The sequence below is a fragment of the Cryobacterium sp. AP23 genome (assembly GCF_054075385.1).
On record NZ_CM133415.1, the window covers coordinates 1,985,226 to 1,999,413 of the forward strand.

10 protein-coding genes are annotated in these 14,188 nt (G+C 70.3%); 3 read left to right on the forward strand and 7 right to left on the reverse strand.

Annotated elements, in window-relative coordinates:
• The first annotated feature begins 38 nt into the window (after window positions 1-38).
• Window positions 39-2,504, forward strand: coding sequence for a beta-glucosidase (locus tag ACU5E9_RS09500; RefSeq protein ID WP_456813346.1), 2,466 nt, complete (start codon window positions 39-41; stop codon window positions 2,502-2,504).
• Between the two features lie 98 nt (window positions 2,505-2,602).
• Here the strand turns inward: ACU5E9_RS09500 and ACU5E9_RS09505 are convergent, their stop codons facing one another.
• The 3 genes from ACU5E9_RS09505 to ACU5E9_RS09515 form a co-directional block, all read right to left on the reverse strand.
• Window positions 2,603-4,063 carry a dihydrolipoyl dehydrogenase family protein gene (locus ACU5E9_RS09505; protein WP_456813347.1) on the reverse strand — a complete coding sequence of 487 codons (1,461 nt, stop codon included), beginning with the start codon at window positions 4,061-4,063 and terminating at the stop codon, window positions 2,603-2,605.
• Between the two features lie 80 nt (window positions 4,064-4,143).
• Window positions 4,144-5,265: an AI-2E family transporter gene (locus ACU5E9_RS09510; RefSeq protein WP_456813348.1), complete on the reverse strand. Its 1,122-nt coding sequence runs from the start codon at window positions 5,263-5,265 to the stop codon at window positions 4,144-4,146.
• A 148-nt stretch (window positions 5,266-5,413) separates the two neighbouring features.
• Window positions 5,414-7,168, reverse strand: coding sequence for a pyruvate dehydrogenase (locus tag ACU5E9_RS09515; RefSeq protein ID WP_456813349.1), 1,755 nt, complete (start codon window positions 7,166-7,168; stop codon window positions 5,414-5,416).
• A gap of 120 nt (window positions 7,169-7,288) precedes the next feature.
• Here ACU5E9_RS09515 and ACU5E9_RS09520 point away from each other — a divergent pair, with 120 nt between their 5' ends.
• Window positions 7,289-7,780: a glutathione peroxidase gene (locus tag ACU5E9_RS09520; RefSeq protein ID WP_456813350.1), complete on the forward strand. Its 492-nt coding sequence runs from the start codon at window positions 7,289-7,291 to the stop codon at window positions 7,778-7,780.
• A 30-nt stretch (window positions 7,781-7,810) separates the two neighbouring features.
• Here ACU5E9_RS09520 and ACU5E9_RS09525 read toward each other — a convergent pair whose 3' ends face one another.
• From ACU5E9_RS09525 to ACU5E9_RS09535, 3 genes are all read right to left on the reverse strand, one after another.
• Window positions 7,811-8,632 (reverse strand): ABC transporter permease subunit, encoded by an 822-nt coding sequence (locus ACU5E9_RS09525; protein ID WP_456813351.1) that lies wholly within the window; start codon window positions 8,630-8,632, stop codon window positions 7,811-7,813.
• Window positions 8,629-9,555, reverse strand: a complete 927-nt coding sequence (locus ACU5E9_RS09530; RefSeq protein WP_456813352.1) for an ABC transporter ATP-binding protein — start codon at window positions 9,553-9,555, stop codon at window positions 8,629-8,631. The genes ACU5E9_RS09525 and ACU5E9_RS09530 overlap by 4 nt, the downstream gene beginning before the upstream one ends.
• A gap of 66 nt (window positions 9,556-9,621) precedes the next feature.
• The gene (locus ACU5E9_RS09535; RefSeq protein ID WP_456813353.1) at window positions 9,622-11,175 is read right to left on the reverse strand and encodes a diguanylate cyclase; all 1,554 of its coding nucleotides are present in this window, start codon (window positions 11,173-11,175) and stop codon (window positions 9,622-9,624) included.
• A gap of 272 nt (window positions 11,176-11,447) precedes the next feature.
• On the opposite strand from ACU5E9_RS09535, the gene ACU5E9_RS09540 reads away from it, so the two are divergent.
• A complete protein-coding gene (locus tag ACU5E9_RS09540; protein ID WP_456813354.1) occupies window positions 11,448-11,861 on the forward strand; it encodes a PLD nuclease N-terminal domain-containing protein in 414 nt (137 codons plus the stop codon).
• On the opposite strand, the gene ACU5E9_RS09545 is transcribed toward ACU5E9_RS09540, so the two are convergent.
• A complete protein-coding gene (locus ACU5E9_RS09545) occupies window positions 11,858-14,116 on the reverse strand; it encodes a putative bifunctional diguanylate cyclase/phosphodiesterase (protein ID WP_456813355.1) in 2,259 nt (752 codons plus the stop codon). The genes ACU5E9_RS09540 and ACU5E9_RS09545 overlap by 4 nt on opposite strands.
• Window positions 14,117-14,188: the final 72 nt, after the last annotated feature.

Genomic DNA, 14,188 nt, shown 5'->3' on the forward strand with positions numbered 1-14,188 from the left:
GTGAGCGGGCACCGACGCCCGCTGGAAGAAGGACGCTCATGACGTACACCTCAGACGCCGACACCGCTCGCCTCACCGCACTGATCGACCAGCTCAGCCTGGAAGAAAAGGTGCAGCTGCTCACCGGCCGCGACTTCTGGACCACCTGGCCGATCGAGAAGATCGGGCTGCGGCGGATGCTCGTTTCCGACGGGCCCAGCGGCGTGCGCGGCGAGGTCTGGGACGAACGCTCCCCCTCGCTGAACCTGCCCTCCGGCACCGCCCTGTCGTCGAGCTGGGACGGCGAGATGGCCGCCCGCTACGGCGCCATGTCCGCCGTCGAGGCTCGCCGCAAGGGCGTGGACGTGGTGCTCGGCCCGACCATCAACCTGCACCGCTCCCCGCTCGGCGGCCGGCACTTCGAGGCGTTCAGCGAAGACCCCGTGCTCACCGCCGGGATGGCCGCCGCGTACGTCGCCGGAGTGCAGGAGAACGGCGTCGGCGCCACCCCCAAGCACTACATAGCCAACGACTACGAGACCGAACGGTTCACCGCCAGCACCGAGGTCAGCGACCGGGCGTTGCGGGAGCTCTACCTGCTCGCGTTCGAGAAGTCGGTCACCGAGGCGCGTGCCTGGCTGGTGATGAGTTCGTACAACTCGATCAACGGTGTCACCGCGACCGAGAACGACCTGCTGGAGACGCCGCTGAACTCGGAGTGGGGCTTCGACGGCGTGGTGGTCAGCGACTGGACCGGAGTGCGCAGCACCGCTGCCGCCCGCGCCTCGCAGGACCTGGAGATGCCCGGCCCGGACGGGTTCTGGGGCGCCGCCCTCGTCGCCGCGGTTGAGGCCGGCGAGGTCGCCGTGTCCGACATCGACCGCAAGGTGCTGCGCATCCTGCGCCTGGCCGCCCGGGTGGGCGCCCTGTCGGGCTTCGACGCCGTGCAGGCCACGCCCGTGACCGTGGAGGACGGCATCGCCTTCGCCCGCGAGGCCGCCTCGGCCGGCAGCGTGCTGTTGCGGAACGAGGACCAGGCATTGCCGCTCGCAGCGGATGCGCTCGGCCGCGTCGCCGTGATCGGCCACAACGCCCTGCACGCCCGCACCCAGGGCGGCGGCAGCGCCACCGTGCTGCCGGAGAAGATCGTGACGCCGTTGGACGGCATCCGTGCCGCCCTGCCGCACGCCGAGGTGACCTACTCGGTGGGCGCGGTGGTGCAGAAGGGCATCGCCGAACTGCCGCTGGAGACGATCGTCAACCCGGCCACCGGCGCCCCCGGCATGCTGGTGCGCTTCCTCGCCAAGGATGGCGCGGAACTGTTCCGTGAGGACCGCCTCGCCACCGCGCTCACCTACTTCGGCGGCGACGCCCCGATCGAAGCAGCCCACACCATCGAGCTGTCGATGACCTGGACCCCGACCGAGTCGAGCATCGTGCCGTTCGGCTTCGCCGCCGTGGGTCGCGGCCGCATTTCCGTTGGCGGCTCCGCGGCCCACGAGGGCGAAGGGCTGTCGGTCGGCGGCACCCTAGGCGCCAATATGATGGCCCCGCCGTCGGTGGTCACCGCCGTCACGGCCGTCGCCGGCGAGCCGGTCGACCTCACGGTGGAATTCGACCTCTCCACCCGCGATATGGACCTGCCCGGCGTCTTCGGCATCACGGTCGGCCTCGAGGCCGACGATTCCGACCCCGCGGGACTCCTGGCGGCCGCCGTCGACGCGGCGCGCGCAGCGGACGTGGCCATCGTCGTGGTGGGCACCAACGCGCAGGTGGAGTCGGAGGGCTTCGACCGCACCGACCTCGACCTGCCCGGCCGTCAGGACGAGCTCGTGCGCGCCGTGGTCGCCGCGAACCCGCGCACCATCGTGGTGGTCAACTCCGGGTCGCCGGTGCTGCTGCCCTGGCGTGACGAGGTGCAGGCGATTCTGCTCACCTACTTCGGCGGCCAGGAGTACGGCAACGCGCTCGCCGACATGTTGTTCGGCCAGGCCGAGCCCGGCGGACGCCTGCCCACCACCTGGCCGAAGGAACTGACCGACGTGCCGGTTCTCGACGTGACGCCGGAGAACGGGATCCTCCGCTACGACGAGGGCATCCACATCGGCTACAAAGCCTGGCTGAAGGCCGGCACCGAGCCGGCCTACGAGTTCGGTTTCGGCCTGGGCTACACCGAGTGGGAGCTCGCCGACCTGACGGTGGCGCCGACCGTGTCCGTCGACACCGACGGCTGGCTCAGCCTGACCGTGACGAACACCGGCGACCGGGCGGGCAAGCAGGTGGTGCAGCTGTACCTGAGCCGCGCCGAGAGCGCGATCGACCGGCCGGTGCTCTGGCTGGCGGGTTTCGCCGCGGTTGCCCTCGAGGCCGGGGAGTCGGCCCTGGTGGAGCTGGCGTTGCCGGCCCGGGCGTTCGCGAACTGGGACGCCGGCTGGCAGTACGAGCCGGGCACCTTCGCCGTGCACGTGGGCACCTCGGTGACGCAGACCCCCCTCGAGGGGTCCGTGACCCTCCTCGCCTCCTAGCCCGTCTGGTTCGCATAACTCCTGCAATTTTCCTGCCGAACCCGAAGCACCCCCGGAATTCCGGGGGTGCTTGCGGCCGCTTGAGGAAATTGCAGGAGTTATGCCAGGGGCGGGCTATTCGGGGACGGCGCGGCGGGGGCGGCGGAGGCCTCGGCCAGGAGGGCTCGGGCGGCGATTCCGATGATGGCGCTGTAGGTGGGGTAGGCGAAGCGCACGTGCGCGAGGGTGGCCACGTCAACGCCGGCGGCGATGGCCGTGGTCACCGATTGCACCACCTCGATCGCGTTCTCACCCACCGCGTGCGCGCCCAGGATGAGTTCCCGGCGGCGGTCGGAGATGAGCATGAGGAAACCGCGCTCGCGATCGTCGATCACCGCCCGGTCCAGGCTCGAGTACGGCACGGTGGCGACCACGCAGAGCGGGTCGCGGGCCCTGGCCTGCTCCTCGGTGAGGCCGACGCCGGCGTAGTCGGGGTCGGTGAAGCCGCCGGCCGGCAGCAGATGGTGCGGGGTGCGGCGGTTGGTGCCGAGCACGGCGTTCTCGGCCGCGGCCTCACCCTCGAACTGCGCGGCCTGCACGAGCATGTCCCGGCCGTTCGCGTCGCCGACGGCGAAGATGTGCGACACCTCGCTGCGGAAGTACTGGTCGACGGGGATCGCCGAACGCACCGTGGCGACGCCGGCGTTGTCGAGGCCAAGGTCATCGACATCCGCCGGCCACCCGGTGGCCATGATCACGGCGTCGAAGGTGTCGCTGACCGGCGTGCCGTCCTCGCGCCAGGTGAGGCGGATCGCGCCGTCCGGTTGCTTCACGAGCGATTCGACGGTGTCGATGGCGGTTGTCACCCGGGTGCCCTGTTCGCGGAACGCCAGGGTCACGGCCGCCGAGACGGCGGCGTCAGAGGCCATCAGGATGCGGGGCGCCACATCGAGCAGCGTCACCCGGGAGCCGAACGAACTGAAGATGGTCACCAGCTGGGCGCCGGTGTTGCCGCCGCCGATCACGGCGAGGCGTTCTGGGAGGGCGGGGAGGGTGAGCACGTGCTCCGGCACGGTCGCCAGGTCCGCGCCGGGGATCGGCAGCCGCCGCGAATGCCCGCCGACGCAGACCAGGATGTTGTCGGCGCTGACCCGGCGGCCGGAGTCGAGCACGACGGTGTGCGGGTCGGTGAACCGGGCCCGCCCTTCGAGGATGAGGTCGATGCCGGCGTCGCTGAAGCGCTCGGCCTCCCGTTTGATCGAGCGCACCCGGTCGACGGACTCGGTGACCCGCGCGGCGGTGGTGCGCCAGTCGAATCGCTGGATGACGGCCTCGATGCCGTAGGTTTCCGCGGTGCGCACCTCGCGCATCAGCCGAGCCGCCTTGGCGAGCGCCCGGGTGGGAACGCACCCGGTGTTCACGCAGGTGCCGCCGGTGCGGTCGGACTCGACGACGACGACGCTGGCGCCCAGTTCGGCCGCGCGGAGGGCGGCGGCGGTGCCGGCGGGACCGGCCCCGATCACGAGGACGTCGTAGTGCGACGGGTCGGCGGTGGCGGGAACGGGGTGATCAGCGGGCATGGAAACCTCCTGGCAGTGGACCGGAACACCGACTCTGCCAGTGCGGCCTGAGAAATTGGCACGGGAACTGGCACGAGAGATCAGGCCGCCCGTGCCGCCTTGCGGAGGGCACGCTGGCGGGCCGTCTCCGACTTCATCAGCGTGCGGGTCTGCTCGAGGTCGCCCATCAGCGGGCGCCACCAGGCCGCGGCCGGGTCGGCATCCACCAGGACCGTGCGCACCAGCAGGGTGAGCGGGATGGCCAGGATGGCGCCCACCGCGCCGAGCACGATGGCCCAGAACAGCACCGACACGAAAGTGAGCGACTGGCTGAGGGCCACAGCATTGCCCACCACTCTCGGCTGCACGATCGATTGCACGACCCCGTTGACGATCGCGTAGAGCACGATCACCGGCAGGGCCAGGTCCCAGCCGCCGGTGAGGAACGCGAACACCGTGGGCGGGATGATGGCGATGAAGTAGCCGACATTGGGGATAAAGCTGCACAGGAATGACAGCAGCCCCCAGAGGAAGGCGCCGGGCACCCCGAGCAGGACGAGGGCGACGGCGTTCAGCACACCTTGCGCGATGCCCAGCAATGTGGTGGCCACCATGTAGCGGCGCACGCTGGTGGCGAAGTTCGTCAGCGCCTCGACCAGCGTCGGCCGCGAGGGTCGCAGCTGGCGGAGCAGCGTCGGCAGGTAGCCGGCGTCCGCGGCCATCAGGATGAGCATGGTCAGCACGATCACCAGGGCCACGGTGATGTTGGTGATGCTGCCGAAGAGGCCGGAGACCACCGAGACCAGGTTGCTCGGGTCGAGGCTCGACTCGACGGCCTGCACCTGCGTGGTGCCGAAGCCGATGCTCGCGAGCCAGTCGGTCAGGTTCGCGGCGATGTCGCCGAGCTGGTCGGCGAACTGGGGCAGCAGGGCGGCGAACTGGCCGAGGGCCAGGCCCAGCGCCGCGACGAACGCTGCCAGCACCACGAACACCGTCGCCACGACCGACCCCGTGGCCAGGCCCCGCGGCACGCCGTGCCGTTCCAGGCCGCGGCGCACCGGATGGGCGCAGATGGTGAGCACGAGCGCCAACAGGATCGGCGCCGCGATCCCGGCTAGGGCGGCCAGACCGAACACGGCCACGGTGGCACCGCCCAGTCCCATGAGGATGAACGCGCTGCGGTGCGGTGACGCCGCGGCAGTGGAGCCGCCGGGGGATGCCACGCTACCGGGCGGCCGGGCGTGCGCGCCCCGTGACCTGGACCTGGATCGGCGTCGCCACATGGGTCCCCTCCGCTTCGGTCGGCGTCAGGCACAGTGTCCTCCCCCGGCCCGCGCCGCGGCGTCACCCTTTTCGGGTGAGCCGGGCGGGTCAGAGCCCGGGCAGGTGCCGGAAGTTGGACCTGGCCATCTGCACGGCCTCGCCGACGCCGCCGTTGAGCACCGTCTTCGACAGGGCCAGGGCGAAACCCTTCACCTGCTTCGCGGTGACGTTCGGCGGCAACGACAGGGCGAGCGGGTCGGTGACGATGTCGACCAGGGCCGGTCCGGGGTGGGCGAAGGCACCCGTCAGCGCGGACCGCAACTGCGCCGGGTCCTCGACCCGCACGGCGTGGAAGCCGAGCGCCGTGGCGACGGCGGCGTAGTCGACCGCCGGGACATCCACGCCGAAGTCCGGATAGCCGTCGACGAACATCTCCAGCTTCACCAGCCCGAGGGTGGAGTTGTTGAACACGACGACCTTCACCGGCAGTTTCTGGGCGGCGATGGTGATCAGTTCGCCGAGCAGCATGGCCAGTCCCCCGTCCCCGCTGATGGTGACGACCTGCCTGTCGGGGTACGCGCTCTGCGCGCCGATCGCCTGCGGCACCGCGTTGGCCATCGACCCGTGCAGGTACGAGCCGATCAGCCGGCGTCGGCCGTTGGGGTTGAGGTATCTGGCCTGCCAGACGTTGCCCATGCCGGTGTCGGCGGTGACGATGGCGTCGTCGGCCACGAGTTCGTCCAGCATCGCGGCCGCGAACTCCGGGTGGATGGGCCGGCCGTGGTCGACATCCGTGTACGTGCCCACCACCGAGGTGAGCAGCTTGTCGTGTTTCTTGAGGGTGGCCTCGAGGAAGGAGCGGTTCGTCTTCTTCCTGACCAGGCCGGTGAGTGCCGCCAGGGTCGCGGCCACATCGCCGTGCACCGGATGCGTGACGCTCACCCGCCGGCCCAGGTGCGACGGGTCGGTGTCGACCTGCGCGATGACGACCTTGTCGCCGTCGGGGAGGAACTGCTCGTACGGGAAGTCGGTGCCGAGCAGCAGCACCAGGTCGGCGTCGTGGATGCCCGCGTGCGCCGCACCGTAGCCGAGCAGCCCGGTCATGCCCACGTCGAACGGGTTGTCGTACTGGATCCACTGTTTGCCGCGCAGGCTGTGCCCGACCGGCGCCGCGACCAGGTCGGCGAAGGCGATCACCTCGTCGTGGGCGCCGGCCACACCGGCGCCGGCGAAGATGGCGACGGTCTTGGCCGTATTGATCGCGTCGGCCAGTGCGGTGACGTCCGCCGCCGCGGGCACCACGGACGGACGGCCCGGCAGGACGAACCGGGGAACGACGCCCGCCGCATCCAGCTCGGCCACGTCACCGGGCAGCGTGACGACTGAGACCCCGCCGAGGGCGACCGCGTGCCGCATCGCCGCGTTGACCACCTTCGGCGACTGCTCGGCGGAGGAGATGAGCTCCCGGTAGTGCGAGCACTCGACGAAGAGCCGGTCGGGGTGCGTTTCCTGGAAGTAGCTGCTGCCGATCTGCCCGGTGGGGATGTGGCTGGCGATCGCCAGCACCGGCGCACCGCTCCGGTGCGCGTCGTAGAGTCCGTTAATGAGGTGCAGGTTTCCCGGCCCGCAGCTGCCCGCGCACACGGCGAGCTGTCCGGTGAGCTGGGCCTCGGCGCCGGCCGCGAAGGCGGCGGCCTCCTCGTTGCGCACGTGTACCCAGTCGATGCCGCCCTTCGCGGCACCGCCAGTGCGCCGCACCGCGTCGACGACGGGGTTGAGGCTGTCCCCCACGATGCCGTAGATGCGACGCACCCCGGCGTCGATGAGTTGGGCGATGAGCTGGTCTGCGACAGTCTGGGCCATCGGTCCAGTAAACCCCCCGGGCCGCGGCGGCGGTACCGCGAACGGGCACGGTCAGCGAACTCACAGCGGGTGGTAACCGGGCGTTCGTCTGCCGCCCACCGGGATCCCTAAGCTCGGAGGATGAGCCTTCGCGATATCCTCCTGACCACCGCCTCCGGCGACACCGTCACCCTGGCCGAGTACGCCGACCAGGTCGTGCTCATCGTCAACGTGGCCTCGAAGTGCGGGCTGACCGTGCAGTACGAAGCGCTCGAACAGCTGCAGCAGACCTACTCCTCCCGCGGCTTCACGGTTCTCGGGTTCCCCTGCAACCAGTTCAAGGGCCAGGAGCCCGGCAGCATGGAGGCCATCCTGGAATTCTGCTCGACCACCTACGGGATCTCGTTCCCGCTCTTCGACAAGATCGACGTGAACGGCGACAGCCGGCACCCGCTCTACGCCGAGCTGACCCAGGTGGCGGATGCCGACGGCTCCGCCGGCGACGTCGGCTGGAACTTCGAGAAGTTCCTGGTCACTCCCGCGGGAGAGGTCCACCGGTTCCGCCCGGCCACCGTGCCGGACGCGCCGGAGATCGTCAGTGCCATCGAGGCCGGGCTCGCCGTAGCCGCCTAGCTCGGCAGGCTCGCAGGCCGGCAGGCCGGTTCAGACACCCACGTCGCGCCGGCGCAGGGTGAGCGCTGCCAGCGCGCCCAGCAGCAGGCTGGCCAGCGCGAAGAGCACCAGAGTCCAGACATCCGTGCCGTTGGCCAGCGGGCTGTTGCCGAAGGCCGCGTAGTAGGGCGAGAGCCCGTGCAACCACTCGAGGTCGGCGCTCTGGTTGGCGATCGCGTTGAACACGTAGCCCAGCACCGCGACGGCCGCGCCGCCGCCGATGCCCCAGGCGCGGCGCCCGGTGAGCGCGCCGCAGAGCAGCGCCGCACTGCCGCAGACCAGCGCCAGGCCGCCGAACAGCAGGCAGGTGACCGCGAGGTTGCCCAGGTCGAGCTCGAGTCCCGCCGGCCCGTTCCAGAACAGGATGACCAGGAAGGCGACCAGCGACAGGGCCAGCACCTTCACGACCAGCGCCGCGAACCTTTGCACGGCCACCCCGACCCGGGTGACGCCGTGCGCGAGGGTGAGTTCGAGCTGGCCGGACTCCTCATCGCCGCCGATGGCGGCGGCGCCCCAGCTGATCGCGGCGATGGTGAAGAGCAAGGTGCCGATCAGGCCGAAGAAGGTGGACTGCGTGTAGCCGGCCCCGGTGTCGATCTGCTGGTAGTTGATGGTGCGGGTGAGCTCCGTCGGCAGGCTGTCGATGAGTTGTTGCATCTGGGAGTTGCCGCTCAGGCTGGGGAAGATCGGCAGGTAGAGGGAGAGCGCCGCGACGAAGCCGACCGCCCAGCCCGCGAGCGAGCGCCAGCCGTCGGTGAGCGCCTTGGTGAAGATCGGCAGCGCCGGGCGCCGGCCGGACACGTCGGCGCTCATGACCGGTCCGAGTAGAGCCGGAGCACCGACTCCTCGAGGTCGGGTTCCTCCACCACCAGGTCGGTGAGGCGCAGCGACGCGATCACGTGCACGAACGGGGTGATCGCCCCGGTGAGGACGGCGGTGGCCTCGGCGCCGCCGGGCGTTGGCCGGCAGTCGATCTCGTCCACCCCGGCCAGCGGCAGCAACCGGTCGCGCAGTTCGGCCTCGGTGATGCCGGAGGCGCTCAGGCGCAGGTGCCGCACGGCGGTGTCCCGCAACGTCTCCACATCCGCCACGGTGATGATGCGGCCGTCGCGGAGGATGGCGACGACGTCGGCGGCCTGCTGGATCTCGCTGATCACGTGCGAGGAGAGGAACACGGTCTGCCCGTTGCCCTTCGCCTCCCGCACGAGGCCGAGGAACTCCTGCTGCATGAGCGGGTCGAGCCCGCTGGTCGGTTCGTCGAGCACGAGCAGGTCCGGCTGGTGCATGAACGCCTGCAGGATGCCGATCTTCTGCTTGTTGCCCTTGGACAGGGTGCGCACGGTGCGGTCGAGGTCGAGTCCGAACCGGTCGGCCAGCTCGTCGATGCGGCCGGGGGCGACGGGTCCGGAGATGTCGGCGTAGTGCCCGAGCAACCGGCGCCCGGTGATGCGCCCCTCGAGGATGAGTTCACCGGGCAGGTAGCCGATGCGCCGGCGCAGTTCGGGTCCCGCGTTGCGGGAGTCGGTGCCCAGCAGGGTCGCCCGGCCGGAGGTGAGCCGGATGAGGTCGAGGAGGGCTCGCATGATGGTGGTCTTGCCCGCACCGTTGGGCCCGATCACCCCGAACACGCTGCCGCGCGGGATGGTGAAGCTGACGCCGGCGAGGGCCTGGGTGCTGCCGAACGTCTTGACCAGGTCGACGGCTTCGATCGCGGGAGAGGACGTGCTGACGCTCATCACGCTGCTGAGCTTAGGCAGCGCCCGGATGCGCCGCAAGACTGGTGCACCACTGTGCAGGCAGGGTCAGTCGCCCTGGTAGACCACCCGGTTGCGCCCGTCCCGCTTAGCGACGTACATGCGCACGTCGGCGGCGCGCACGAGAGCGGAGCTGGTGTCGGCATCCGCGGGGGCGAAGGCCACGCCGAGGCTCGCGGTGACCTTCAGGCCCGCGTTGATCGCCGACCAGTCGTGTCCGGCGACGGCGGCGCGCACCTCCTCGCACAGCGCGCACACGGCATCCGCTGCGACCCCGGGCATCACCAGCAGGAATTCCTCGCCGCCGAGGCGCGCAACGACGCCGCCGGGGATGCGGGTCATGGCGTCGGTGAGGATGCCGGCGAGCACCTGGAGCACCTGGTCGCCCACCTCGTGGGTGAGGTCGTCGTTGATGCGCTTGAAGTGGTCGACGTCCAACATCGCGATGGCCAGCGGGCTGCCGCCCTCGCGCAGGCCCGTGAGCAGGGTGGTGAGGTGCTGGTCGGCGAAGCGGCGGTTGTGCAGCTCGGTGAGCGGGTCGCGCTCGGCCATTTCGCGGTAGCGTTCGCTCTCGCGGCGGGATTCCGCGGTCTGGAACATGGCCTCGAGGATGCTGCCGCGCGACTCGTTCTCGCCGGCGGTCAGGGCCACGGCCTGGGCGTGGTAGCTGCGGTAGGCCTCGAACGCCGCCTGGAAATCCGCCCGTTCGGCGAAGATCTCGGCCTGTTCCCTGGTCAGTTCGGTGGCCCAGCGCGCCAGGCCGTGCTCGGCGGTGAGCTCCCGGCACTGGTCGATGACGGCCTGGGCCTTGTCGAGGGCGCCCTGGCGGCGGTAGGTCTCCACGAGGGTCACCTGCGCGGCCGCGATGCTGTCGGGCAGGTAGTCGACGGGCTTGGCTTCCATGGCAGCGAGGAGGGTGGCCTCGGCGTCGTCGAGGCGGCCCGCGGTGAGGTAGACCCGCGCGATGGTGTCCCGGGCGTACATGCCGATCGGCCGCTCGTGCAACGTCGACAGGGCGATCAGGTTCTCCACCGCTGCCAGGGCCGCGGCCTGGTTGTCCGCCAGGTATTCGGTGTAGGCGAGGTTGTTGAGAATCGTGTAGCGGATGCCCGTCTCGGGGTCGTCGATCACCAGCCGCAGGGCTTCGCCGTAGCGGCGGCGCGCCTCGTCGAACGAGCCGGCAGAGCCCAGGGCATCGGCCAGGGTGAGCCGGGCGGCGGAGCGCATCAGCGGGCTCTCCGACGCATCGAGGAGGTCATTGGTGGCCACCGCGTGCTCGAGGGCGAGGGTGCGGTCGCCGACGAGTTCGAAGATCGAGCCGAGCACCTCGTGGCAGCGGGACTGCAGGGTGCGATCGCCCTGCTGCTGGGCCCAGTCCAGGATTCGCTGCACGGTAGCGGCGCCCTGCCGCGGGTCTCCCCGGCGGGTCATGATCGAGGCCTTCTGAACTTCGAGGCGGCGGCGCAGTGCGCCGTCATCGGCCGGCCCGAGTTCCGCCAGCCAGGCCTCCGCCGCGGCGAGGGCGACGTCCTGGTCGATCCAGAACTGGCGCTCCACCCAGTCGAGCCGTTCGTCGACCGTCCAGTCCCCGACCACCGCCATCACGACCCGTTCCCCAACAGGCTGTCGACGGCGGTGGCCGGCACCGGAGGCTGTCCCCGGTGCAGTGAGCGCATTGTTGCGATCAGCCTACCGGGCCGCCCCCGACCGCGGGTCAGAGCTGGAACAGGGTGTCCCGGCCTGACCCTTCTCACCCGATCCGGGTGATTCGGAACGGAATAGGCGTAATTAGCGTGATTGCCAGCCAAGGACTGTGCCTCGCCGCCCCGCGGCGGCAGAACCTCGGCCGGAATGCTGCAGAGAAAGGTGCCATCATGAATTTCTGGTCGAGTTTTTGGGATTTCATCGGGTTCTTCTTTTGGACCTTTGTCTTCGTGTCGTATCTGTTCGCCCTCTTCGCGGTGATCGCGGATGTCTTCCGTGACCGGACCATGAACGGCTGGGGGAAGGCCGCGTGGCTGATCTTCCTGGTGTTCGTGCCGATCCTCACCGTGCTGGTCTACGTGATCGCTCGCGGCCCCGGCATGGCGGAGCGCCAGATGAGCGCCGGCATGCAGCAAAAACGCGAAGCCGACGACTACATCCGTTCGGTGGCCAACACCAATCCGGCCCAGGACATCGCGCAGGCCAAGCAACTCCTGGACTCCGGCGCGATTTCGCAAGGTGAGTACGCGGTGCTCAAGGACCGGGCGCTGGGCAACACCCAGGCGCGTTCCGACGTCGTCTAACGCTCGGTGAGGCGGCGCTCTCCCAGCCACAGGTCGAGTTCTGTGGCTGGGATGGGGTGTGACATGAAAAAGCCCTGGGCGTGGTCGCAGCCGTACCGGGCCAGTTCGTCGTAGGCCGCGCCGGTTTCCACGCCCTCTGCCACCATGCGCAGGCCCAGACTGTGGGCCAGGTCGATGGTGGATGCGACGAGCGACGCCGCCCTGGCGTCGTCGTTCATGGGCAGCACGAAGGACTTGTCGAGCTTGAGTTCGTCGATGGGCAGGTCGCGCAGGTAGGAGAGCGAACTGTAGCCGGTGCCGAAATCGTCCACGGCGATCTGGATGCCGGCGTCCCGCAGCCGGGTGAGCACCGCGCGGGCGCGTTCCCGGTCGCTCATCAGGAAGTCCTCGGTGATCTCGAGCATCAGCGCCGACGCCGGCAGCCCGCGCTCCTGCACCATGCCGACGATCTGGTCGGGAAGCTCGACGTTGACCAGCGAACTGGCCGACATATTGACGGCGATGGTGAGGGCGTGACCGCTGGCCTGCCACACGACGGCCTGGTCGAGGGCCTTGGTGAGGACGACCCTGGTGAGTTCGTGGATGAGACCGGACTCTTCGACGAGGTCGAGGAAGTCCTCCGGCAGCAGCAGTCCCCGGTCGGGGTGCTGCCAGCGCACCAGCGCCTCGACTCCGGTCACCGCGCCGGTGCCGAGGCTCACCTTGGGCTGGTAGTAGACCAGGAGTTGGTCGTGAGTGATGGCCAACCGCAGTTCCTGCAGGGTGCGCAGCCGGGTGTCGCCGTGGCTGTCGTCCTCCGACCGGTAAATGTGTGCGCCCGATCCTGTCGCCTTGGCCTTGTACATCGCCATGTCGGCGCGGCGGAGGAGGTCGCTGAGATCGTGGCCCTGCTCGGGGAAGAGGGCGATGCCGATGCTGGCGCGGGTCTCGACGGCGAGGCCGTCCAGCGCGAAGGGCAGGGCGAGGGCGTCGCGCAGTGCCACCGCGAGGGCCGTGGCCTCCGGTTCGCCGGCCCGGCCGATGAGCACGGCGAACTCGTCGCCGCCGAGGCGGGCGAGCAGGGCGTCGGCGGGAAGGGCGGCAGCCAGCCGTGCGCTGACCTGGATGAGCAACTGGTCGCCGACGTCGTGCCCGAGGCTGTCGTTGACCTCCTTGAACCGGTCGAGGTCCAGCAGCAGGAGCGCGCTGTGTCGTTGCCGGCCGGCGACCCGGCTGATGGTGAGGACCGCCGGGGCATCCGTGTACAGCGCGCGCCGGTTGGGCAGCCCGGTCAGGTCGTCGGTGCGGGCTTGCCTGCGTAGCAGTCGTTGCCGGAAGACGAGCGGGATGGCGGCGAGGGCGACCGTGACGCTGGCCAGGATCACGGCGGCGAGGGGCTGGGCGATCTGGGTGCCGACGATGAGCACGCCGAGCCCGGCCGCCACGGCGACGGCGGGAACGAACAGCGCCGGGGTCTTGCGGTCGGTGAAGTGCCGGCCGAGGTTGGGGCGCCCGGCGGCGTCCACCCAGACCGCCATCAGGGCGAGGCCGAGCGCCCAGGCGGCGTCGAGCGGCAGGCCCACGATGTAGGTGCCGCTCACCTCCAGGAGCGCGTAGACGACGTCGGCGGCGGCGAAGACGACGAGGCCGCCCACCAGGAAGGTCCAGCGCGTGCCGATGGTGAGACCCGGGGAGGCGGCGATGCCCGCGATCGCGGCGACGAGGAGCAGGTCGAACACCGGGTAGGCGACCGCGACGGCAGTGGCCAGGTTCTCGGATTCGTCGATCGCGGAGCTGAGGACCGGGCCGAGCAGGGCGGCGAGGATGGCGGCGGAACCGAGGGCGCCGACGGCGCTGTCCAGCAGCACCGACCAGGCCAGGCCGCGCATCTGGCTGCGCACGAGGGCGACCAGGGCGGCGAGCATGAGCGGGTAGAACAGCAGGTAGCCGATGTCGGCCGGTGACGGGAACGGCAGTTCCCCTGCGGCATCCATCATGGTCACGTAGTAGGTGTCGGCCGCGGCGTTGAAGGTGACGGCGAGGGTGGCGAACAGCACGTCGGGGCGCGCGAACCTCGTGCGTGCCGTGGCGACCCAGAAGACCGCGACGGGGACCCACTGGGTGAGTTCGCTGATCCACACGTCGACCAGCTGGTTCGGGCCGTCACCGTGCAGCACGAGCCCGATGGTGTAGACCACCACGATCACGAACACGGCGACGAGCAGCCACCGGTCGCCCACCGTGCGGAGGGTGATGCCACGCCTGTTCGCCCGCACGTGACTCCCCCTCATATCTTGGGCTCAGCCTACCAACCGGCCGGTGACGTGCGTCCCGGCCGGAGGGGGCAG